The sequence below is a fragment of the Syntrophobacterales bacterium genome (assembly GCA_031274925.1).
Classification (GTDB): Bacteria; Desulfobacterota; Syntrophorhabdia; order Syntrophorhabdales; family Syntrophorhabdaceae; genus PNOM01.
The window spans coordinates 117202-138430 of the sequence record JAISPL010000006.1 but is presented as its reverse complement, the minus strand read 5'-3'; the positions used below and the strand labels follow the sequence as shown (position 1 = coordinate 138430).

19 protein-coding genes are annotated in these 21229 nt (G+C 49.2%); 3 read left to right on the top strand and 16 right to left on the bottom strand.

Annotated elements, in window-relative coordinates:
- Positions 1–440: 440 nt before the first annotated feature.
- The 3 genes from LBQ00_01450 to LBQ00_01440 all read right to left on the bottom strand — a co-directional run bounded on the left by LBQ00_01450 (position 441) and on the right by LBQ00_01440 (position 3090).
- Entirely contained in the window at positions 441–1436 is a 996-nt protein-coding gene (locus tag LBQ00_01450) for an electron transfer flavoprotein subunit alpha/FixB family protein (protein MDR2017540.1), read from the bottom strand.
- A gap of 17 nt (positions 1437–1453) precedes the next feature.
- Positions 1454–2239, bottom strand: coding sequence for an electron transfer flavoprotein subunit beta/FixA family protein (locus tag LBQ00_01445; GenBank protein MDR2017539.1), 786 nt, complete (start codon positions 2237–2239; stop codon positions 1454–1456).
- 578 nt (positions 2240–2817) lie between these two features.
- Positions 2818–3090: a hypothetical protein gene (locus LBQ00_01440; protein MDR2017538.1), complete on the bottom strand. Its 273-nt coding sequence runs from the start codon at positions 3088–3090 to the stop codon at positions 2818–2820.
- A gap of 356 nt (positions 3091–3446) precedes the next feature.
- On the opposite strand from LBQ00_01440, the gene LBQ00_01435 reads away from it, so the two are divergent.
- Positions 3447–5015 (top strand): hypothetical protein, encoded by a 1569-nt coding sequence (locus tag LBQ00_01435; protein ID MDR2017537.1) that lies wholly within the window; start codon positions 3447–3449, stop codon positions 5013–5015.
- Positions 5016–5927: 912 nt separating this feature from the next.
- Here the strand turns inward: LBQ00_01435 and LBQ00_01430 are convergent.
- The 11 genes from LBQ00_01430 to LBQ00_01380 all read right to left on the bottom strand — a co-directional run bounded on the left by LBQ00_01430 (position 5928) and on the right by LBQ00_01380 (position 17924).
- Positions 5928–6332: a hypothetical protein gene (locus tag LBQ00_01430; protein ID MDR2017536.1), complete on the bottom strand. Its 405-nt coding sequence runs from the start codon at positions 6330–6332 to the stop codon at positions 5928–5930.
- 431 nt (positions 6333–6763) lie between these two features.
- Entirely contained in the window at positions 6764–7348 is a 585-nt protein-coding gene (locus LBQ00_01425; protein MDR2017535.1) for a hypothetical protein, read from the bottom strand.
- A gap of 21 nt (positions 7349–7369) precedes the next feature.
- Complete coding sequence (locus LBQ00_01420; protein ID MDR2017534.1) at positions 7370–8182, bottom strand: hypothetical protein; 813 nt, start codon at positions 8180–8182, stop codon at positions 7370–7372.
- 100 nt (positions 8183–8282) lie between these two features.
- Positions 8283–9191, bottom strand: coding sequence for a DUF2589 domain-containing protein (locus tag LBQ00_01415; protein MDR2017533.1), 909 nt, complete (start codon positions 9189–9191; stop codon positions 8283–8285).
- 239 nt (positions 9192–9430) lie between these two features.
- Positions 9431–11917, bottom strand: a complete 2487-nt coding sequence (locus LBQ00_01410) for an insulinase family protein (protein MDR2017532.1) — start codon at positions 11915–11917, stop codon at positions 9431–9433.
- A gap of 81 nt (positions 11918–11998) precedes the next feature.
- Positions 11999–12592: an indolepyruvate oxidoreductase subunit beta gene (locus LBQ00_01405; protein MDR2017531.1), complete on the bottom strand. Its 594-nt coding sequence runs from the start codon at positions 12590–12592 to the stop codon at positions 11999–12001.
- Positions 12593–12603: 11 nt separating this feature from the next.
- The gene (gene iorA / locus LBQ00_01400; protein ID MDR2017530.1) at positions 12604–14406 is read right to left on the bottom strand and encodes an indolepyruvate ferredoxin oxidoreductase subunit alpha; all 1803 of its coding nucleotides are present in this window, start codon (positions 14404–14406) and stop codon (positions 12604–12606) included.
- Positions 14407–14770: 364 nt separating this feature from the next.
- Positions 14771–16081: a M20/M25/M40 family metallo-hydrolase gene (locus tag LBQ00_01395; GenBank protein MDR2017529.1), complete on the bottom strand. Its 1311-nt coding sequence runs from the start codon at positions 16079–16081 to the stop codon at positions 14771–14773.
- 247 nt (positions 16082–16328) lie between these two features.
- The gene (locus tag LBQ00_01390) at positions 16329–16547 is read right to left on the bottom strand and encodes a NifU family protein (protein MDR2017528.1); all 219 of its coding nucleotides are present in this window, start codon (positions 16545–16547) and stop codon (positions 16329–16331) included.
- Positions 16548–16691: 144 nt separating this feature from the next.
- On the bottom strand, positions 16692–17141 hold the full coding sequence (locus LBQ00_01385) for an Hsp20/alpha crystallin family protein (GenBank protein ID MDR2017527.1): 450 nt from the start codon (positions 17139–17141) through the stop codon (positions 16692–16694).
- A 507-nt stretch (positions 17142–17648) separates the two neighbouring features.
- On the bottom strand, positions 17649–17924 hold the full coding sequence (locus LBQ00_01380) for a hypothetical protein (protein ID MDR2017526.1): 276 nt from the start codon (positions 17922–17924) through the stop codon (positions 17649–17651).
- Between the two features lie 54 nt (positions 17925–17978).
- On the opposite strand from LBQ00_01380, the gene LBQ00_01375 reads away from it, so the two are divergent.
- On the top strand, positions 17979–18725 hold the full coding sequence (locus LBQ00_01375; GenBank protein ID MDR2017525.1) for an alpha/beta hydrolase: 747 nt from the start codon (positions 17979–17981) through the stop codon (positions 18723–18725).
- 7 nt (positions 18726–18732) lie between these two features.
- On the top strand, positions 18733–19158 hold the full coding sequence (locus LBQ00_01370; protein MDR2017524.1) for a peptide chain release factor-like protein: 426 nt from the start codon (positions 18733–18735) through the stop codon (positions 19156–19158).
- Between the two features lie 218 nt (positions 19159–19376).
- Here LBQ00_01370 and LBQ00_01365 read toward each other — a convergent pair whose 3' ends face one another.
- Positions 19377–19934: an isochorismatase family protein gene (locus tag LBQ00_01365; protein ID MDR2017523.1), complete on the bottom strand. Its 558-nt coding sequence runs from the start codon at positions 19932–19934 to the stop codon at positions 19377–19379.
- 514 nt (positions 19935–20448) lie between these two features.
- Positions 20449–21222: a DsbC family protein gene (locus LBQ00_01360; GenBank protein ID MDR2017522.1), complete on the bottom strand. Its 774-nt coding sequence runs from the start codon at positions 21220–21222 to the stop codon at positions 20449–20451.
- Between the last annotated feature and the right edge of the window lie 7 nt (positions 21223–21229).

The following is a 21229-nucleotide window of genomic DNA, read 5'->3' as shown; positions in this document are numbered from 1 at the left end:
GCCCAGACGGTCCCTCAAAGCTCCCTATTTCATTTTGCCCTGTCCAACTTGATTTGGAATATTAGGCAAATCATACTGGGATGGCGTCAAGATAGGTCTAGAAAAATTTTCTAGTCCACCCGACACATCCTTTAATGATCACGAGCAGACAGAAGAGCTAATTGCACATTTACATCTTACCATTTCTAGAGGTCCTTGCTATTTCCCTCCCGTTCACCGGGTATGTCTCACGCAATAGGATCCTTTTTCTCCTGTCTGTATTATTTTCCCTAAAGCTATATACACTGTCCCTCTCACAGTATCAAGAGACCCATAAATCCTATAAATATCCAAATATTTTTTCAGGACACTTCTGTGTGATACGCTTTGCTGCGGTTGGCTATAACCGATGCGGCCCTGGTCAGTCAATGATATGACCCAGGGCCGCCCGTGTTTCTCAATTAACCGATCATTGTTTTTATTTTTTCCGTGAGCGCAGGCACAACTGCTTTCCAATCCCCGATCACTCCAAAATGGGCGCGTTTAAAAATGCCGGCCTCCGGATCCAAGTTGATGCCGACAATGGTTTTGGATCCTCCGCATCCTGTCATGTGCTGCGTGGAACCGGAAATTGCCACTGCGATATACAGGTCAGGTCCAATAATCTTACCTGTAATGCCCACCAACCGGTTAGGGGGTAACCAACCTTGATCGACTGCAGGACGACTCGCTCCCACCGCTCCTTTAAAGAGCGCTGCCAATTCTTCCAACTGTGAGAACCCTTCAGGACTGCCGATACCCCGTCCACCGGAGACTACTATAGTTGCCTCTTCCAGTTTTACTCCTGTTACCTCTTCGACTACTTTTTCCAGCAGTTTCATTTTCAGCGTAGCGACATCGATAGCAGCATCAAATGCAACCACTTCACCTTGCCTGGCATCTTCGGGTGCCAACGCTGTCATGGCCTTGCTGCGAATGGTGACTATCTGCGGGTCGGTATCGATAATGAATACCTCTTTGGCATTGCCACCGTAAACAGGCTTAGTCTGTAGCAGACGCTTGGAAGCTCCGTCAATAGCCAACTCCAAACAGTCCGAAGTAGACACGGTTCCAAGACGAAACGCCAGCCGTGGCGCAAGATCTCTGCCCATATCAGTCTGGCCCATGATCACGATCTGCGCGGACGCTTGATCCACCAGCTTCTGCGCAACCTCAACATACGAATCCGACAGATAGTCTTTGAACATTGGATTGTCCACCACATAGACCTTGTCGGCTCCATAGCGAATCGCATCTTTGGCTGCATCGCCCACCTGATCCCCGATCAACAGGGCCACGAGCGACTGACCCAGATCGTCGGCAAGTTTCCGACCGATTCCTAGACTCTCGGTGGATATGGGAGCTAACTTCCCTCCATTTGTTTCACAAAAGACACCTACGTTCTTATATTCAGCCATCGGGCTATCTCCTTTTCTTAAAATAACTTTGCTTCACGAAGTTTTTCAGCCAGATTTACAGCCATTTCCTCGGGAGATTCCCCCTTGATGAATTCACAATGAGCTTCCGAGACTTCCTGGTAGAGCCGGACCATTTTTGATTTTTTCGGGACTGTGTCCATTCCGATATCACCAGGCCCATAGACGGTGGGCTTCATTTTCTTGGCCGCCATAATACCTTTCATATTTGGAAACCGCACTTCGCCTATTTCATTGCTGATTGTCAGCACGGCAGGGAGGGGGATGGTTACTGACTCATACCCGTCGGTGATCACTCTCTGGATCTTTGCCTGGCTGCCATCAATATCAATTTGTTGGACAAGGGTAACGAGTGGGAGTCCCATGGCTTCGGCAATACCCGAACCCGTCTGTCCGGCGTTTGTATCGGATGCTTCACGGCCGGTCAGGATCAGGTCGTAATCGCCCACCTTCTTTATGGCCTGCACCAGTCCGCAGACTGTGCCATACGCATCCAAATCCTTTAAAGAATCATCCTCTACGAGAATCAATTCATCTGCACCGATGGCAAGTGATTTTTTCATCGCATTCTGGTCGAAGTCGTTTCCAATGGAAATAACCGTAACTTTGCCGCCCTTGTCGGCCTTGAGCCGTAAGGCTCCTTCCAAAGCATACTCTCCATAAGGGTCAAGCACCGGCGGGCTGTCGTCAATATTCTTCCCTTTTTGGGTTGCTTCATCAATGCGGAAAACGCTGCTAGGCGCTTCAGGGTCTATGACCTGTTTCACACATACAACTATGTTCATAATGCAGACTCCTTTTCATATGAATTCGAGATCACTGCCGTTAAGCTCTTGGTTATCAGGCTTTTATGCCGTCTTTTTCCGGTTATCCCTAATATCTGCACGGTTGCATCGACTTTGGGAGGCAAGAGGCGCGAACCTTAATCATCAGAACGCACATCCATCCCCGGCCAATGGATATAGCCGACAGCAACACGTAGATACCGCCTCATACGAACGGTCCTCGGGGCGTACGGAAGAATTCGGAGGGGATATCCATCCCGGGAACTTTATGATGTCCCACTCCACAGTAAACCGATAATATTTAACTTATTTCCTAAAAGCTGTCAAGTCTTTCGTAATCACACCCCTTTCTCCACCACCACCTCCTGACCGTCGTCTATCCCGATCCCCATTATTGATATCAAATACGGAGACCTCAACGTTGCAGAAAAGAGCTTGGCAACCTGGAACAACTACGATGTGAGCCTTGCCGGCGACTGGACAAAGATAATAACTCACCAATTTTAAGACTATACCGAACCGACGATAGCCTATGGTACACCGAGGCGGCTACGGGAGCAAACCGTTATGCCCCCGCCTTACATAATAAAATTGAAAGATAGCGACCACGACATAGGCTGCTGCTTGTGCCCTTGCAAATAAGCCACAGCGACCAACTTGTGCACTTTTCCTGAAAAGTATAGACAAAGCGTTGCCATGTCCTCTTCATGAAGGTCGATATTACCCGCAATGATGAGACCGTACACGAAGGAGGAGATTGTTACGGTGGTGGCATTTCGGATGTTTTCCCTGATTCTTTCTCGGGAAACCAGAATCAGCTCTCGCAGTACTTCCCTCGCTTGCCTATACACCAAAGTGACCTTTTGAGGGGTTGGGGCGGCCCGGGTTAAGTATACGAGGGTTGGTTATACATGGCAATACGATGCTAACCGTCCCATATTTAAATGCCTGGCAGGGGCCATTGCCATTACCGATTGGAACAAATGACCGGCAGAGGGCGGACACGTACCTTCTCGTATAAAATATTGACTTATGTTTTTTTCATGGGATAAGCTCTAAAAGTTATGGTCTTGAGCTTCGGCTTAAAGAATGGATTTTGGCCCCGATCTTGAGATGCCGCGATATTTAAATAGACATCATCACGGTGTTATTCGCGGGAAAGTGATCATAAATTTAACACCGGGAAAACTCGGGAAGGAAATATAGAATGTTGCCGTTGCATTACCATCGTCTTTGGCGATGGTTCACACAGGATTTTCTGGGTATCGTGCGGGAGATGCGATGGGGTTACATGCCCCCGCTCATGGTGTATCTGGCGGCCGGTGTTTCGGGTTTTACCGGGATCATCGAGAGTTTTTTTGTAAAGGAGAGCCTTGGGCTTTCAGCGGCATTCCTTGCGAGTCTCGCGTTCTGGACCGGACTTCCCTGGGCATTGAAAATGCCTTTCGGCCATCTTGTGGATCTTTTCTGGCATCGAAAGACCGTCTTTGTCTATTTTGGGGCGGTTCTAATGGCCGCAAGCCTGATGATCATGGTAGGCCTTACTGGCTACAAGGAATTGATGGCAACCATACTGCCGCCTGATGTATGGTATGTGATCGCCACACTTATTTCTCCCGTCGGGTTTATGCTTCAGGATGTAGTGGCCGACGCCATGACCGTCGAGGCGGTCCAACCTTATAATAAAGACGGTTCGCCCGTTCCAGAGGACATGCTCAGGCGTATGCATGTCACCATGCAGACTCTCGGACGGGTCGCTATCATTAGCGGAAGTGCCGTTGTTGCCGGGGTCGGCGGCTGGCTTGCCAAGACCATGTCCTATAAAGCCATGTATGAGCTGTCCCTTATTATACCGGTAATCTCCGTGTTGGGCGCCGTGCTCGGGACATGGAATCTCCGGAGACTCCGCATCGGGTATAAACGGGCAGGCCGCTCTAAGGAAGAGATATGCAAACTGCTGCACTCTGAAGAACGCACGCAACGCCCTGACTGGTATATACTGGGAGGAAGCGCCGTTTTTGTCGGGGTAAGCCTGCTCCTCGGGCTTTCGCCGGTTCCTGCAAAAAAGGAGATTATTTTCCTTGCCTCCTTAGCCGCAATCAGTTATCTCATGCGCCAGCTCCTTAAGGACCTTGATCCTGCCAAGCGTCGTGATATCATAGGTATCGCGATCATTGTCTTCGTGTTCAGGGCTATGCCAGGGATAGGCGCAGGAGCAAACTGGTGGCAGATTGATGTACTTGAGTTCGACGAGGCGTTCTTCGGCACCCTCCGTCAGGTTTCTGCTATACTGGCCATTATCGGCATGTTTGCCCTCAGGGGATGGATGGCTCGGAGACCAATTCCTTATCTTGTCGTTTTTCTCTCGATTTATAGCACCTTGATGATCATGCCCTTTATCGGGATGTACTACGGTCTCCATGAGTGGACGCAAAGGGCATTCGGCTTCGGAGCTCGAACCATTGCCATCATTGATACCATGGCGGATTCCCCCTTGGGCCAGGTTGCCATGATCCCTATGCTGGCGTGGATCGCCAGGGAAGCCCCGAGCGACAAGAAGGCTACTTATTTTGCCGTCATGGCAGCCTTCACCAATCTTGCCCTCTCCGCATCAAGTCTCGGGACCAATTATCTCAATGAGATTTTTGTGGTCGAGCGCGGCAGGTACGAGGCCCTGGGTAATCTGATGATAGCAGCGACCCTGATAGGACTGATACTCCCCGTTGCCACAGTTCTGATCGTGAATATGCGGAGACGCATAGGGTCCTCAAGGTAGGCTGAATTGAAGCAATGCGCATAATGAGTTTCAGGGATATCAATTCCTTATAAAGCGGAAGATCAGCATTGAGAGGAGATATTTCCAGACGTATAGGTTCATGGATAATCACAGGCGGGCCGTTTATATATGGAAAAAATGTGTTTCGAGAATGGAAGTTAAGAGCCCTGCGTGTACTTTCCTTGGCAGCCCTTTAAGATTCCTCTCGCCATGCGCTTTGTGCATACATTGTTCGCACCACCACTGGAATTTGGCAGACGACTTACCCCCGCCATAGCACACACGGAGAATTGTGGCCTGGATACTCGGTGGTCGTGATACTGCAACCTCTATGACAAAGCGAAGCGCTTAATGAATTGTACTTTTAATTGGGATGCCTTTGCTTAAAGCGCTGCCGCCTGAACGCCATATCGTCGGCAAAGCCCACAGACAACAGCAGTACTCGCCATCACCTCGTCATATTTACACGGCGTACCAAGGTGATAAGAGCTTATGGCTGACCTTACACTTCGTATTTGGCATGCTGTTACCTCTACAAACCAATTCTTCTCTTCTCGTTGCAGCAAACTGCCTATCTATATATATTAGGTAATGCTCTCCGAAAATTCAGACGAACTGGGATTGTCGCAGCTTAAAGCATTACTTCACCATGCAGTACAAGGGCACGTTTTAGGCATGGCTTGAATCTGACCATGTGCCGAAAGCACGGTTATTGTCATGGATAACGCTTCGTTTCATCACAAAAACAGACTGTATGCTCTTGCTGATAGGGTAGCAATCTACCGCCATACCCTTAGGAGACGAACCTCATCAAACACTTTTGGGGTTGGCTCAAGGGGCAGTTTAAGGAAGTCATTGCCAGATTACCTTTTCCTGAAAAGGGACGGCAAGAAAATTTTCTGTATGGTAACGCTATCTGTTTATATACCCGGGATAGTTTTTGTATGTGAGAGAACTTCTGCTCGGGTTTCGTTTTTCCTTAGGTGTCGGAGGTATGAAGGCTTCCACCATGGAACCCGTTTTTATAAAAGAATAGACAGAAGGGGATGACTCGACCCCTTTTTTATTGATAGCCTTGACGTAGACCGTGTATGTGCCATCTGACAGGCCGCCGAGGTCGTACTTCAGATAAACGGAGCCATCCTCATTCTTCGCCGGTATTGATGTTTCGGTTTTTTCGTTTATCGTTATCAAAAATTGCGAGGGCGTAGTTCTTTTGGCCGGATATGGGTTACTCACCAGGAAAGGCGCTGCAAAAGCGACAGATGCTGCTGCTAAGACCAGCAGCGCGAGGAAGCAAATCGTTAATTTTTTCATTGAGTCATCTCCTTCGTAAACATAATCCATAAATAGGAATTGGTCAAATGACATTTCATTAAAAATTCATTTTTTTACTGATTTTTTTGAATTCTGTTCTAGCGGATGAAATTGTGAAAAAACGCTCGTTATCTTACTTGCGGGTACTTTAATATATGAACTCGTTCTTTCGGCTTGCAGACAGTTGGAAATAGCATGTTCGTGCGCGCCTCGACTGTGACCGCTGGGTATATGTCAAGGCAGACCGTTTCGTCTGGTAATCAGCGGCGGTCAAGATAATTTATCTTTCCGGAGAAATCCACGTCACGTATGGAGCGCGAAACAAATTGACCTTCGATAGGATCTCCATGGAAATCAAGAGGCGCACCATCAAGGGGGCTTTTAAATAGAGTACTTACAAAATTATTTTTATTAAACACCTCGACACGGTCTCAACAGTGCCCATTGATAAATATATCTCCAAACGCCTTGTCAAACAACATATACGCATTATAGGCGCCAACCAAACCGACAATGTGAGCGCACATCTTCGTCAATTCCGGATCAGACGCTGCCATGCGCCAGCTGTGGGTGATAAACGCGCTGTCTATCGCGGCTTTTGGGCGTGGTTCCACCAGTCCTTTTGAGATGGCGACCGATAATACTTGTCGTAATAGATTGGCGGCCTCCGCTTGTAACTCCCTGTCCTTCTGTACAAACTCCATCAACCGGCTGACGGCGGTGCTTATGCATTCGACCGTCAGCGCCTCCTTGGCGCGCCTGCGGTTTTTGGACTTCGGCATCCACGCAAAGACATCGTCCGATTGCATCCTGGACGCCGTGACGATCCGACCGCGCAGAGAAGCAATCTCGGCTTTGATGGGCCAATTGTTGTCATTCGAAAGCTTTTCCAGCTTCTCGAACCATTTTACGGACTTCCCATAAAAGGACAGTTCTTTATTCGAGTATAGGTCAATAAGGGGTGCAGTTTCAGACAAAACGGAGTCCAACTCCACCAGAATCGTGTACAATATCAAATGTATGCCCCCTTATTCGCATCATTCTACCATCAGACGGCGCTCTTCAACACCGCCATCGACACCCTCGCCTATGGTCCATTCGTAATCCTGTTCGCGCATGGTGATCTTTATTGTGGTCAGATACTTGATATCACCCAGATTGATCAGATCCGTCGTACCGCTGATGATCTCCAGCGTAGTCTCGTCCACCTTCATCAGAAACGTCACGCTATCAAGGAACATCTCCCGGGACATGCGCAGGATGCTGTTCAGCACATCCTCGTTGACCTTGCCTTTTTCGGTTCCGATGTAGTCCAGATAGTTTGCCGTCAGTTCCCGCGACAGCATGATTTCCAAATCATCAGCCAACCGCGTCAGTCGCAGTGGCATGGTGTTCGCGTCCGTGTAGTCCTTGTTCTTGAAGACAACATCGACAATGCTCTGGCAGGAGGCCGTCACCCGTTTGGCCAGCTCTGTCTCTTGGGCGCTGACCAACTTGGCCGTTCGGTTCGGTAACGTCCGCAACGTAAGACCCTTTGCCAGCAACGCGTCCTGTTTGAGAGCAAGGAGCGCCCGCAACAAAAACTTGTTCATGTCGTCTTTGATGCGCGTCCTCATCTTGCTGAGCAGCGTACTGTTGGTCACACTGCCGTCGGGAGGGTTTATCTGTTTGACCGCCACAGGCATCTCAATGGTCACCTCGGGCATCTTGAAGTGCGGTATCGGCAGATTCTTGAGATACATGTCCTGATAATAGGTCTCTGCAATGCGGATCGACTCAAGATCGGAAAGCATCCTTGCCCTAGCCGTCTCCTGTACTATAGCACCGATAAACTCAGAAAGGTCTGGCAAGTTATTTCCCCCTTAATCACTGCTGAGGGGTCTTGTCACATAAACCGCAAGACCCCTCAGCAAGAAGCATACATAAGTAAAAAACGGTTCGCGCACTACATTATACCTTGATTTCCTTTGGCGCGGAGGCGGGCTGCGCCTTTATCGCGTCTTCCAGGATGCCCAAGATCTTCTCCATTCCGCCTGGCAGTTCGTCCTGAACGGCTCTGACATGGATGGCGAGGGAGTATGTCCTCTCCACCTGGCCCGTGGACTTGGATTGGCTCTGGTAGGACGTGGAGCACTTGAAAGATGCCGAGGCCTTGGCGAAAAGGAAACCGGCGCTGCCCGACACGGAGGAGTCCGTTTTAACCCCGTAGGAACTTGTGTACTCGTATGTCTGCATGGAGTTGATCTTTGCGTTGAAGTCGATGGTGACCTCATCCACCCGGAGGTACGGGATGGGCACGATGCTGAGCATGGGCACTTCCAGTTTCATCTCCTGCCACACCGCGGGAGACGCCGCCTTTGGTTCTGTGAACACGACCTCTGCCGTTGCCGTTACGGCTCCGGAGGGTGCGGTACCTTGGTGGCCGATGGTAACCGTTGGCGCTGTCTTGTAGTTTTTTCCTTGGCTGGTCACTTCAATACCTGTGACCTTGCCATCACCGTCGATGGTCGCCGTCGCGGTAGCACCGGTGCCTCCGCCCCCAGAAATGGTGACTTTGGGCGCCGTGTAACCGCTGCCCGGATTGGTCACTGTGACGGAGATGGAGTACTCGGTTGCCGGCTCATACGGAGAGATCTCCTTGGGATACTTGAAGACCACATAAATCGGATCGCCGGTGGTCGGCAGGTTCCCCGGATCGTCATTCTCATCTTGTTTTGTCGGTGGTTTGAAGCCAACCGCTCGAATGAAGTTGACCGTGCTCATTGCTGCCTGCGCTTGTGCTTCAACGACCGCGATGAGTGGTCCCCCGATGAGGTTCTTGAAGTCAATGCTTGATAGTTCTTTACCCGGTTCTGCCATTCTTTTCCCCCTTTCAGTTTTTGACTTACTACGAGAGCATACCACGCATTATGAGTATGTCAATAAAAAATATTGAAAACTTTCAATATTTTTGAATAAGCGAATTTGCTCTTACTTTAAAGTTGACAAAACACATCCGAGGAGGTCATGAATAGCGGAGTTGAACAATGCGGTCGTCTGTGAGGTGACGCATAATCGCGTGCACCGAGGTAGGACACTTCCTGCCGCAGACGATGCTTTTATGGGGAAAAAGTTGACACAACAGAGGCGCCGTAGGTGATTTGGACCATCTTATCAAGATCAAGGTACTTTTTGGCTGCATTATCTACGTCTTCTTTTTTCACGCGCTCTATAAATGACGGCCATTCCTTAAAAAAGCCCGCCTTCATGCCGTACATGGCGTCGAGACACATATCCGTCGATATCGAACCATTGCTTTGCTTTCTTATGTAATGGTTACCGGTTATATACCTTTTTGCGTCGGAGACTTCCTGGTCGGTAAAACCTTCGGTTCTGAGGCGCCAGATCTCTGCTCGCACGATGTCTTCCACCTCTTTGACGTGCCTCCCGTCGGTGCCGATATAAATCCCCATCGTCCCCGCTTCGTAAACCATCTGGTTAAAAAAGGTGAGGGCATATGCGTAGGGTTTTTCCTCTCTCAGAATCTTGTGTATCCGGCCTCCCATACCCGAGAGCACAGCCGCCATGACTTCCACGGCGTAACGGTCTTCGTCGATCAGCCCAGGGCCGTAAAAACCGAACACAAGGTGGGTCTGCATCATGTCCTTCTTTACCTGCACGACCCTGTCCGAGGGTAACTCCGGGATCACCTTCCTGAGCGTATGGCCTTTACCTTTCCAGCCGGAGAAAAGCTGCTCCACGAGACCTTTGAGTTCCTTTTCATCCATATCACCCGATATGGCGAGGACAGCATTTTCTGGACTCACATATTTGCCGTAGAAATCCTTCAACTCGGCGAGGGTAAGACCTTCCACATCTTCTTCCGTCCCGATGGGGTCTTTCCCGTAAGGGTGCCCGGTGTACATCGTCTCGTTAAATTTTCTGAAAACGCCTGATATGGGGTCGTCATCCCGTTGCCGTATCTCCGAATGGATCTCCTCCTTTGCCGTCTTCATCTCCTTCTCTTTAAATTCTGAGGAAACGAGGATCTCCTGGAGCAGGGCAAGAGCCTTTTTCATATCTTTGCTGAGGAAGATGCCCGAAAGGCCGAAGACGTTCCGGCCTGTATAGGGTGATATACTCCCAGCGAGAAGGTCTATCTCTTTAGCGATTGCATGGACATCTTTATCTCTGGTGCCTTTCAGAAGCATTTTCGAAATAAGGTTGAAGACGCCGTTTTTTCCGCTTGGCTCCTCCTTGAGTCCGCCGACGAAACCGATCCTGAAGGCCAGGCTGGGAGATGCGGTATTCCTGTTTATTGTATAAGTCAAACCGTTTTCCAACTGGAAGGTGTTGGGATTCGTGGGATTCGAGGAATTCTTCGGCAAGAGCGCCACAAGCCTCTTCTCTTGATCTGTCAGGTACTTTTCGAGTACCCTCTTTACGTCGGCCGCAGTCACTTTGTTGATAGCCTTCAGATAGCGGTCTATGAAATCGGCATTGCCGGTCATGGTCATGAAATTGCCAATCTGCCTGGCTCTGCCCTGGACCGTTTCCGCCCCATATATGTAGGAAGCCTCAATCATGTTCCTCGCCTTGGTAAGCTCCCACTCGCCCGTGTTCTCCTCAAGGAGTCTTTTGATCTCTTTATCCACTGCATTGACTATGGAGCCATAATCGTTCCCTTGAAACGTGGCGTATACCACCATCAGTCCGCCGTCGCGGGGAGAGAAGAAATAGGTTCCTACGTTCGGAACGATACCCTGCCGATTTTTCAATTGTTCCTGAAGCCTGGAACTTTCTCCTGCGCCCAGGATGGCTCCAAGCACCTCAAGCGCCGGGGTGTCTGGATGGACCACTGGAGGAATAGGATAGGATATGGCAAGATACCCCTCCCTCACATCTTTCTCTATGATTGCGATTTTTTTGCCGCCCTTTCCGGACGCCGTGGCGTCGGATTCAGGACTGGTCTGTACTTGGTCTTTTTTTTTCTGAAGAGATTTCTTGAGGAATACCTTTGCCGCTTCTTCATCAAAATCACCCACTATTACCGCCACCATGTTTTCCGGTTTATAATGGGTTTTGAAATACTGCCCGATATCGTCTCTGCTGATGTTCTTCACAGTCTCCTCATAGCCTATGATCGGTCTGCCATAAGGCTTACCGTCATAGGCTATGGCGAAGAGCTCTTGGAACAACTTTCGCTGGGGGTCATCTTCCCCCATCTTGATTTCTTCTAAAACAACCTTGTTCTCTTTTTCTACCTCGTCTTCCGGGAAAGCGGGATTATAGACCGCATCCACCAGAAGGTCGAGACCCTCTTCAAAAGCCTGCTTCGGCACCACGATGTGATACACCGTGTTGTCGTAGGATGTGAAAGCGTTTATGCTTCCCCCTAGGGACTCAATCCGTGACGCCATTTCATTGGCCTTTACCTTCTCGGTCCCCTTAAAAATCAGGTGCTCGATAAAGTGAGTAATGCCCGCCTGCTCCGCCGCCTCATTGCGGCTTCCTGCCTTAACCCAAATCTGGACCGCAACCACACCGGTCCCCTTGCGCTGTTCAAAGACACAGGCCAGACGATCATCCACCGTAAACAAGCTCATAGCATGCACTCTCCAAGAAACACAAAGCCCCAGAACGACAATAAGCCAGAAAAGAGACTTTTTCAAAAAAAGGAGGACTCCTTAAATGGTCTTCCTTCCTTCGTAAAACGCTTTTACATTCAAGTCATGGAGCTTAGGCGCAAGGAGCGTCTTGATGGCATCTATAAACTGTTCTTCCTTCATTTCAGGGAAGAAGTTCGAAAAGGCGCCTAAGAGAACGACGTTTGCAGCCTGGATATTCCCAAGTTTCCGCGCCATCTCCTGACCGTTCAATACCCATACATTGTCTTTAAAATACTTCTTGAAACTTTTCTCTACATCTTGAGGATATTTCGCAACGCCCAGGTTTACCCCGGAAGGCAGTATCTCCTGTTTGTTGATGACGATCTTCCCTTCCGGTTTCACCCAGTTGATGTACCGGAGTGCCTCTAAGAGCTCAAAGGAGAGGAGAAAATCGACGTCGCCGTATTTGATGAGGGGGGAGTAGACCTTTTTGCCGAACCTGAAATGGGTGGTCACATCCCCGCCCCTCTGGGCCATACCGTGAACTTCGCTTTTCTTTACATCGTAGCCTGCTTTCAGGAAGACTTCCGCGAGTATGTTGCTTGCGAGGATCGTACCCTGACCGCCTACGCCGGAGAGAAATATATTGGTCACTTTATTATTGTCTATCATCACACACCTCCTCACTTCGCGCCCGGTACGATGGCTTCGAATTTACATACCTGAGCACATACCTCGCAACCTGCGCACTGATCTTTGTTGATGAATACGGTCCCTTTTCTCTTGTGGCCGTCTACTGTGGCACCAGCTCCTTCCTGCCAGCTTATGGCAGGGCAGCCAATGTCGAGGCATACCTTGCAGCCGCGGCACTTGTCAGTGTCAATGGTGTAGGTGGCAGCCTGGAATTTCCTTTTCTCTCTTTTCAGCATGACGCATGGAGAGTCTACGCAGAGGATGAGCGACGGAGCGTCCCTGTCCATCTCCTCTTTCACGACCTTCATTGTCTCCTTGATGTTATAGGGATCAATCTTTCTTATGTGTTTTACGCCGACCGCCTTACCCAAGGTTTCATAGTCGATCATATTGGTTGGTTCCTGACGGACCGTGAAGCCTGTTCCCGGATGTTCCTGGTGTCCCGTCATACCTGTGATCCTGTTATCGAGGACGATGGTAGTGGATGCGCCCTTGTTATAGACCACGTCCATAAGCGGGGTTACTCCTGAGTGGAGGAATGTGGAGTCACCGAGCACGGCAACTATCTTGCCAAGGCCCTCTTTCCCCATGGCCTTTATTGCGCCGTGCGCTTCACCTACGCCAGCCCCCATGCACACCGTGGTATGGAGCGCTTGCAGAGGAGGAGCAGTGGCGAGGGTATAGCAGCCGATGTCACCAAATACGAAGGCGCCCAACTTCTTAAGGGCATAGAACATGGGCCTGTGGGAACAGCCTGCGCACATGTTCGGCGGCCTTCTCGGCAGGTCTCCAGCCGCGATCCTCGGTTTGGATGCTTTGTACTTCTTGCCCAAGAGGGATTTTTCAACGATCATGGGGTCCAGCTCATACATATTTGGAATAACATCTTTGCCGTGCCACACTTTATACCCAAGAGCCTTTATCTCTGTTTCGAGGAAGGGGTCAAGCTCCTCTACGATGATCACTTTCTTAACCTTTTTGTAGAAATCGGCGATCATCTTTTTGGGGAGAGGCCAGACCATTCCGAGTTTAAGGTATGAATAGTTAGGAAATACGTCCTTGGTATAGAGGTAGGAAACGCCGCTTGTGATTACCCCTATGTTCGGGTCGTTGATCTCCATTACGTTATACTTGAATTCATCCGCGTAGGCGGAGAGTTTCTCCATTCTGTCCTCAACGACTTTGCGCCGCTCCCGTACATTGAACGGAACCATGACGTACTTGGGCGCCTGCTTCGGATCAAGTCCCAGAGGAATTTTCGATTCCACTCTGTTCTCAAGCTCGACAGGAGAGTCGGAATGGGCAACCCTTGTCTCGGTTCTAAGGATTACCGGTGTATCAAACTTCTCGCTGATCTCATAACCTATCTTGGTAAAGTCCTTACATTCCTGGGCGTCACCAGGCTCCAGCATGGGAACCTTTGCAAAACGCGCCCAGTTCCTGCTGTCCTGCTCGTTCTGAGAGCTATGTACATTCGGATCATCGGCGATGACAATGACGAATCCACCTTTTATACCAGTGTAAGCCAGTGTCATGAACGGGTCGGCGGCGACGTTCATACCAACATGCTTCATTGACGCCATACACCGTGCGCCAGCAATCGCGGCGCCGCTTGCTACCTCGACGGACACTTTTTCGTTAGGCGCCCATTCAGCATAAATTTCCGGGTAGTTGTCGGCAATCTCCTTAAGGATTTCACTGCTAGGTGTCCCGGGGTATGCAGCAGCGACCGTCACTCCAGCTTCCCAGGCACCTCTTGCAATCGCGCTGTTTCCCTGCATTATTTCTTTCATAAAACCCCCATATGGCATATGCCCTAAATTTTTGTGGCAAAAAAACGATTCACCTCCTCGCTAATTTTTTTGATAACACGATGCAGCGCCTCTTTTTCCTGCAACATGTTACCTTTACAGTTTGTTAATTAATTCACTTTATTTTCTCCTGAAAAATAGAACTTGTCAAGAGGTTTAAGACTGGTTCAACTTGGTTCATATTAACTTCGGTGTTACTTTTTGTACACATAGAGACAAGAATAAAGAATGGTCGTTAGTGAATAGAAAAGCGCAAAGTGCGGAAAAAGCAGCGAACTGGCAGTTGTCGGTCCATAGCAAATCCTGTTTTTTCGATTTTGAGCTATTTGCCATTCACTTTTCACCATCACTTAATTTTAGCTAATTCCTTGACAATATTTTTCATGCCCTCCATTCCTTCCAGTAGACCGGCAATCGATATTCGCTCGTTCACCCCGTGCATCCGGAGCTCTTCTTCTCTGGGCAGGACGACAGGGAAGAAACCATAGGCAAAAGATCCTAACTCTCTGAAATATCGCAGGTCCGTAGCGCCGGACGTAATAAAGGGAAGCACGGGGAGGAGACCATCTATTTTGCTTACCGCTTTGATGAGGCTCCTGAAATATGGTGTGTTGTATCCTGACGGAGCAGGTTCTTTGCTGCCTCCGCTTATGGGTACCACTTCCACCTCTTTCCCTGCGAGATTACCAATTTTTTTCATGAACTGGTTATAATTTTCTCCGGGTAACAACCGTGCATCGAAAAAAGCGCTCGATTCCGTGGGTATTACATTGACCTTTTCGCCGCCCCGGAGCACTGTGAGGGTGACCGTATTCCTGAGTAGGGCGTTATAGACGGGATTATCTTCCACAAACTCTCTGAATTTCTTGTGTTTCAGCGTATCTTTCAGATTATCGAAAACAAATCCATCCCCTTTGAACCCTTTAAAAACACCGTTGAAATAGGTGCTTACAGTCTTGGTGGATTTGAATGGCCACTTATGGGCCGCAATTTTCTTAGCTGTATTTATAATCTTCTCGTTTGCATTGTCCTTGAAAGGTCGGGAACCGTGCCCACCCGTCCCGTTAGCTCTGATGAAAAACTGGGCAAGATTCTTTTCGGTGACCGAGATCTGGGCGTGACGCACTCCTCCTTCCTTGGTGATCCATCCGCCTTCGCTTAACACGAATGAGGCTTGCCTCAATTCTTCGACATGTTTCACCATGTACTCAACACCGAACTTCCCGCCTACTTCCTCGTCTCCGGTGGCCAGAAAAAGAATGTCTTGCTCCGGGGTGATGCCCTCGCCGAGAAGATTCATGAACGCCAGAAGATGACAGATAGTCTGGGATTTCATGTCGATCGCTCCGCGTCCGTATATAAATCCGTCCTTTATCTCTCCGCCAAAAGGATCGAAATCCCATTCTTCAGCCTTGGCCGGGACCACATCCACGTGACTGAGCAGCACGATTGGCTTTCCGTTTTTCTTCCCCTTTATCCGAGCCATAAGGTTGGCTCTCCTTGGAGCCGCCTTATAGATTTCGGATCGTATTCCCGCTTCGCTCAAGATTCCTTCAAGGAAAAGGACCGCTTCCTCTTCGTTGCCAGGCGGGTTTGTGGTGTCTATCCGAAGGAACTGTCTGAGAAGTGAAACTGCACGGTCTTTATCTTCCATCATGGTATTTCTTATCCTTTTCAAATTTTACTACAGGTACACTATGAATCTGGAGCGGATCCACAGATGGCGGGCGCGAGAGATAGGGGGGCGTCATCCCCCTGGCCTCTATTTCTTGGTCTTTTTCTCATCTTTTTTTGTTTCAGTCTTTTTTGTAGCCTTCTTTGGTGTTGCACAGCCTCCTTTTGTGCCACAAGCCATAATTCCACCTCCTTATTTTTCACCCGAAGGGTTCAGGCCATAAGCGGTCTTATACCGCAACAACCTCTTTGACTTCGGGGATATCTTGCTTCAGTGTCTTTTCCACGCCCATCTTTAGGGTCATCATGCTCATGGGACAGGTGCCGCACGCGCCTTTCAAACGGACTTTTACGATGCCTTCGGTAACGTCCACAAGCTCAATATCACCTCCGTCTCTCTGCAAGAACGGTCGAATCTTGCCGATAGCCTCTTCCACTTTTTCTTTCATTGACTTTCCTCCTTGTGTTGAGTTCCAGGGAACTCGAATGATTCTACAACTTCGTATCCGGACTGTGACCCAATCCCGTGGCCATTCCCATTTTGACTGCGAGGGTGTTTTCCCGTCACGACCGGATCTTAAAGGGCTGTATTATTACAGGATGTCCACCTTTACTTCTTTCGGCGCATTCTTCTCGGTCTTCGGCATTACGATTTTCAGAACTCCATTGGTGTACGAAGCCTTTGCCGTATCCGCTGAAACTTCAGCGGGTATTTGAATTATTCTTTGGAACATACCGAATTTTCTCTCTGCTCTGCAAAGTTCCTCATCTTTAAGATCGGGGTCCTTTTCCCGTTCGCCTTTGATTGTGAGACTGTCGTCGATAATAGATATTGCCACCTTTTTAGGGTCGACACCAGGAACATCGACTGTTACAATCACTTCTTTTTTCGTTTCATAGACATCAAGGGGAAGGACCCAGGAACGTTCCTCTGGGGACGGGAATCTCACCTTTTCAAAGAACTCCTCAAACATCTTATCCATTTCGTCGCTCAGGGAAGGAAACCTTGTATCCCATAAAGGCCTCCACGGTATCATTGCCATGCAGAACACCCCCTTAGAATAGTTATCGTAACGACAGATTTATCCCCTCATGAACTGTTCCCAGAAGCTGACGATCCCCGCCGCGCTGGGTGAAAAGAGTTGGACCAGTTCCCAGCCCTCGTGCCTCGCTTCATTGAACAGAGAAGAAGGGTTCCTCCATATTGTTTTGCTCCTATGCCGCGGACCTCGCAGGTTCCCTCCGGCCTGCATGCAAATATGATCTTCTTGAGAGGGCAGGCGGTTGGCCCCGCTTTCTTCCAGCCTCTCTGCGAAACAGGTCTTGGTCGTATATTCATATTTCATAGTCCTGGATTTCCCGCCTCTTGGAGTTTTGCCTACCATATCTTAATATATTAATGCAAAAAGATTTTTTTTTAAAGTGGGAATCATGTAAAAACGGCCGAAAAACAGGACCGTCCGAGGCAGGAAGCAGCCTGGAATATACCCTTACTTAAGGTGCAGGCCGGGACGACCGGAAGAGTCGCTTGCGGCCGTCTGCAGAGGTTATTAGCCGTCGCCGAGTTTTTTCCTCAGTATTTCGTTTGCCTTGAGGACCTCTTGGGTATCTTTTCCTGTTATTTCCCACATGTAAGCGCCTTTCCCGTCTCTTTTCAGCTTGATTTTCAGATCACCCCTAAGACTCTTCCGTATCTCCTCCATCTCTTTCCTGTATTGTTCGGAGGCTTCTCCTCCTTCCGCCGTCTTTGGTTTAGGAGGGACTTCAATCGGTCTCGTACACGAGGCAAGGCAAAAAATGATAAGGAATATTGTAAAAAATTTCATAGCATCATATTATAATTTCATATAAGGCTTTTCAATATATCTTTGGGAGGGGCCATGAGTCTTAATGTAAAAAAGTACGGGTCAGCAGAACCTTGTTTGTTTATCCACGGAGCAGGAGGAAGCTTGAGTGCGTGGTATTTTCAGAAGGAGTTGCAGAAATTGATGGAGGTCATCTTTGTCGACCTGCCCGGCCATGGTGGATCTCCCGGTCCCTCTCTGAGCAAGATTGAAGATATGAGGGACGCCATCATTGAAACGCTCCATTCCCTGAATATCGAGAAACCGTTCATTGTGGGACATTCTATGGGAGGTGCCATCGCGCTCTCTCTTGCGCTCACCCATCCGGAGTCGGTAAAAGGCTTGATCCTCGTAGGTACCGGGGCCCGCCTCAAGGTGATGCCCGATTTCCTGGACGGCGTGTTAAAGGATAAAGAAGGTACACTTAAACTCGTTACGGAGGTCGCGTTCGGAAGGAACACGCCCGCTGAAATGAAAGAAGGCGGTTTCAGGGAGATGATGAAATGCGATGCCCGCACTATCTACAATGATTATTATGCGTGCAATCATTTCGATGTAATGGATTCGGTTAGAGAGATCAAAATCCCCACCCTCGCCGTCTGCGCTGGGTCCGACCTCATGACACCTCCTAAGTACTCAGAATATATTTGCAGTCAGATAAAAGGCTCAAGGATAGAACTTATTGAAGGTATAGGGCATATGATCATGCTCGAAAGACCCGTTGAGTTTAACAAAGCCATTGAGGGATTTGTACGCAACTGGTCTGCCAAGTCAGGAGAATGAAAGGTCCATGCGTACATCGCGGTTCAACGTAAGTCTCCAAAAAGTCAATGCCTTACAGGAAAGGATGGAACGCCTTGAGATCATGGAGTCGGATATAGAGGAGCAGTTTATCCGGTCCGGCGGGCCTGGAGGCCAGAACGTCAATAAAGTCGCCACGTGTGTGTATCTGAAGCACCTCCCCACGGGTATTGAGGTGAAATGCCAGCAGGAGCGGTCACAGGCCATGAATCGGTTTCTTGCGCGGCGTATTCTCGTCCAAAAGATTGAAGAATTGATTCTTGGAAGAGAGAGCGAGGAACAGAGGAAGATTGAAAAGATTCGGAGGCAGAAGCGGAAGCGGTCGAAAAGGGCTAAAGAGAAAGTCTTGGAACTGAAGCATATACAGTCTCGCAAGAAAAAGTCCCGCTCATTCCGTCCCGACATGTCGGAATAAGAGAGTATCGCTCAACGCAAACCAGGCCATCATGAACCTAATAAATATGGCAGTGATAACGATAGGAAACCTGATGCTGCCAGGATCAAAGAAAACGCTATTCAGGAGTAAAGGACCCGTAGCCAGTCTTTGAAATTTACCGCCTAAGCATTGTGGCAGGGCTTCAAAGCCAGCCTCTTAAGACGGGCACGCCGAAGCGTGTGCCCCTCCATGGACCCCTACTTGACGAGAGGAAGGACAGCTTTGAATTCGTCCGTCCCGGCTTTTCGAAGGATTTCGTACATGAACATCTCAGTGGAAGTGATAACACATCCGGCGTGGAGCATCCTTCTTAGGGCGATCTCTCTGTTTTGGACCGTGCGGGAAGATATGGCATCGGCGGCCACATGGACCGTGTACCCGGCCGGCGCTCCGAGGGCCGTCTGGGCCACGCAGATGTGGGCCTCGGCGCCTGCAAGGATAATCGTCTTTCTGCCGGAGGCGAGGATACGGTCGTTGAAATCATGGGAAGAGAAGCAGTTGAAATGGACCTTCTTCACCGGTTCCAAGCCGGACAGATGGTCTTTTATGACAGTCAATGTGGCCCCGAGCTTCTCTTGCTCGGTCACAATTACAGGGAAACCAATGATCCGCGAGAATTGCGCCAGGCGAACCAGATTGGCGGTAATTTCATCCCCGTGGGATAGGGCGGGCATGAGTTTCTCTTGGGCGTCGATGATGACGAGGAGACAGTCATCACGGGTGATCATCTTTTTCTGATCGAATGTATTGCCCATAGGGCACCTCCGGATAAAGAGAGTATAGCACAGTGCAATTCCATGCGAGAGGCTACATGGAATTTATGGCGGCGGAGAAAGATCTAAGCAGACAAAGTCAGATGTGCTTAGAGCCAGAGCAGCTTTGGTTAGTTTCTCCGCCGTCATTTCGTGCTTGGCCCCGGTAAAGGTATCAAGGACAGGCCAGGAATCTTTTAGTTTAGCTCAATGGCCTATGATCTCCTGGATTCCCGCCTTGTCCGGTGTTTAACCAGGTTGAGGCACGAAATAACGGCCGGAATTGTTCTGCATCATTCCACAGATTCTTGGCTTTTTAAAGCCGCTTTAAGCCTTTTAACTGTATAAAATTTCCCTTTCACCCTAACTCTCGCTTAAAAGACCCCCTTAAGGGCGTATACTTTTGGCTCCTCAAGAGGGGTGAGGGGAATACTTAGCTGCTTTTTTGTCAGAGCGCCCTTAAGGGGAGGCCCGCTCTGACGACTGTCTATTTCACTCTGCGCCAAATTGTTTTAGGTTACTTCCCGTCCTGCTTCAATGCTTCCTCAAGTTTCGGGATGTCTGCGCCGGGTATCGCTTTGCCGTTTGCTATAAAGAAAGGTGTACTGCTTATACCCATTTTATTGGCAAGCCCTTTGTGTGCTTTGAGGAGGCCTTCCACCTCTGGTTTTTTGCATGTTTCATATTTCTTGTCATCCAGTTTCCCGGTCATGGCCTCTTCGTATGCCTTGGCCCGGTCTGTGGCGCAGAATACAAACCTAGCCTTGTTCTCTGCATCGGGATGATTGGGCAGAGGTACGAAGAATATATACCTTGTCGCGTCCGTCTTTTGGTTGAGGAAAGTGGACGCCTTCCTGCAGAACGGGCAGTCCGGATCGGTAAATTCTATGACCGTTGATGGCCCAGAGCCGATCTTTATCGCCTTATCAAGGGGAAGGCTTTTTGCTTTAGAGGCAATGATCTCATTTCTTCTGTTTGCCGTAAGGTTGGCCCCGCTTTTATCTCTTATCTCACCGACAATGAGATAGCCGGTTTCGGGTGCGAAATACCCTATTTTGGTACCCACCACGACTTCATATATACCCTTTATATCAGTCGGATTGATAGCGTCAAACTTTATGTTTGGAAAGTTTTTCTTGAACCCTTCTTCCACAGATTCCTTCACCGTTACCGTTTCTTGGTTGTTTTTCGTTTTGGCGGTCCCTTCCGTGACAGGGTCCGCATACCCATGAATGGCGAAAGCAAACATGAATATTGCAATAAACAGTATAGACGGACTTCTTTTTTTCATTTCTTCC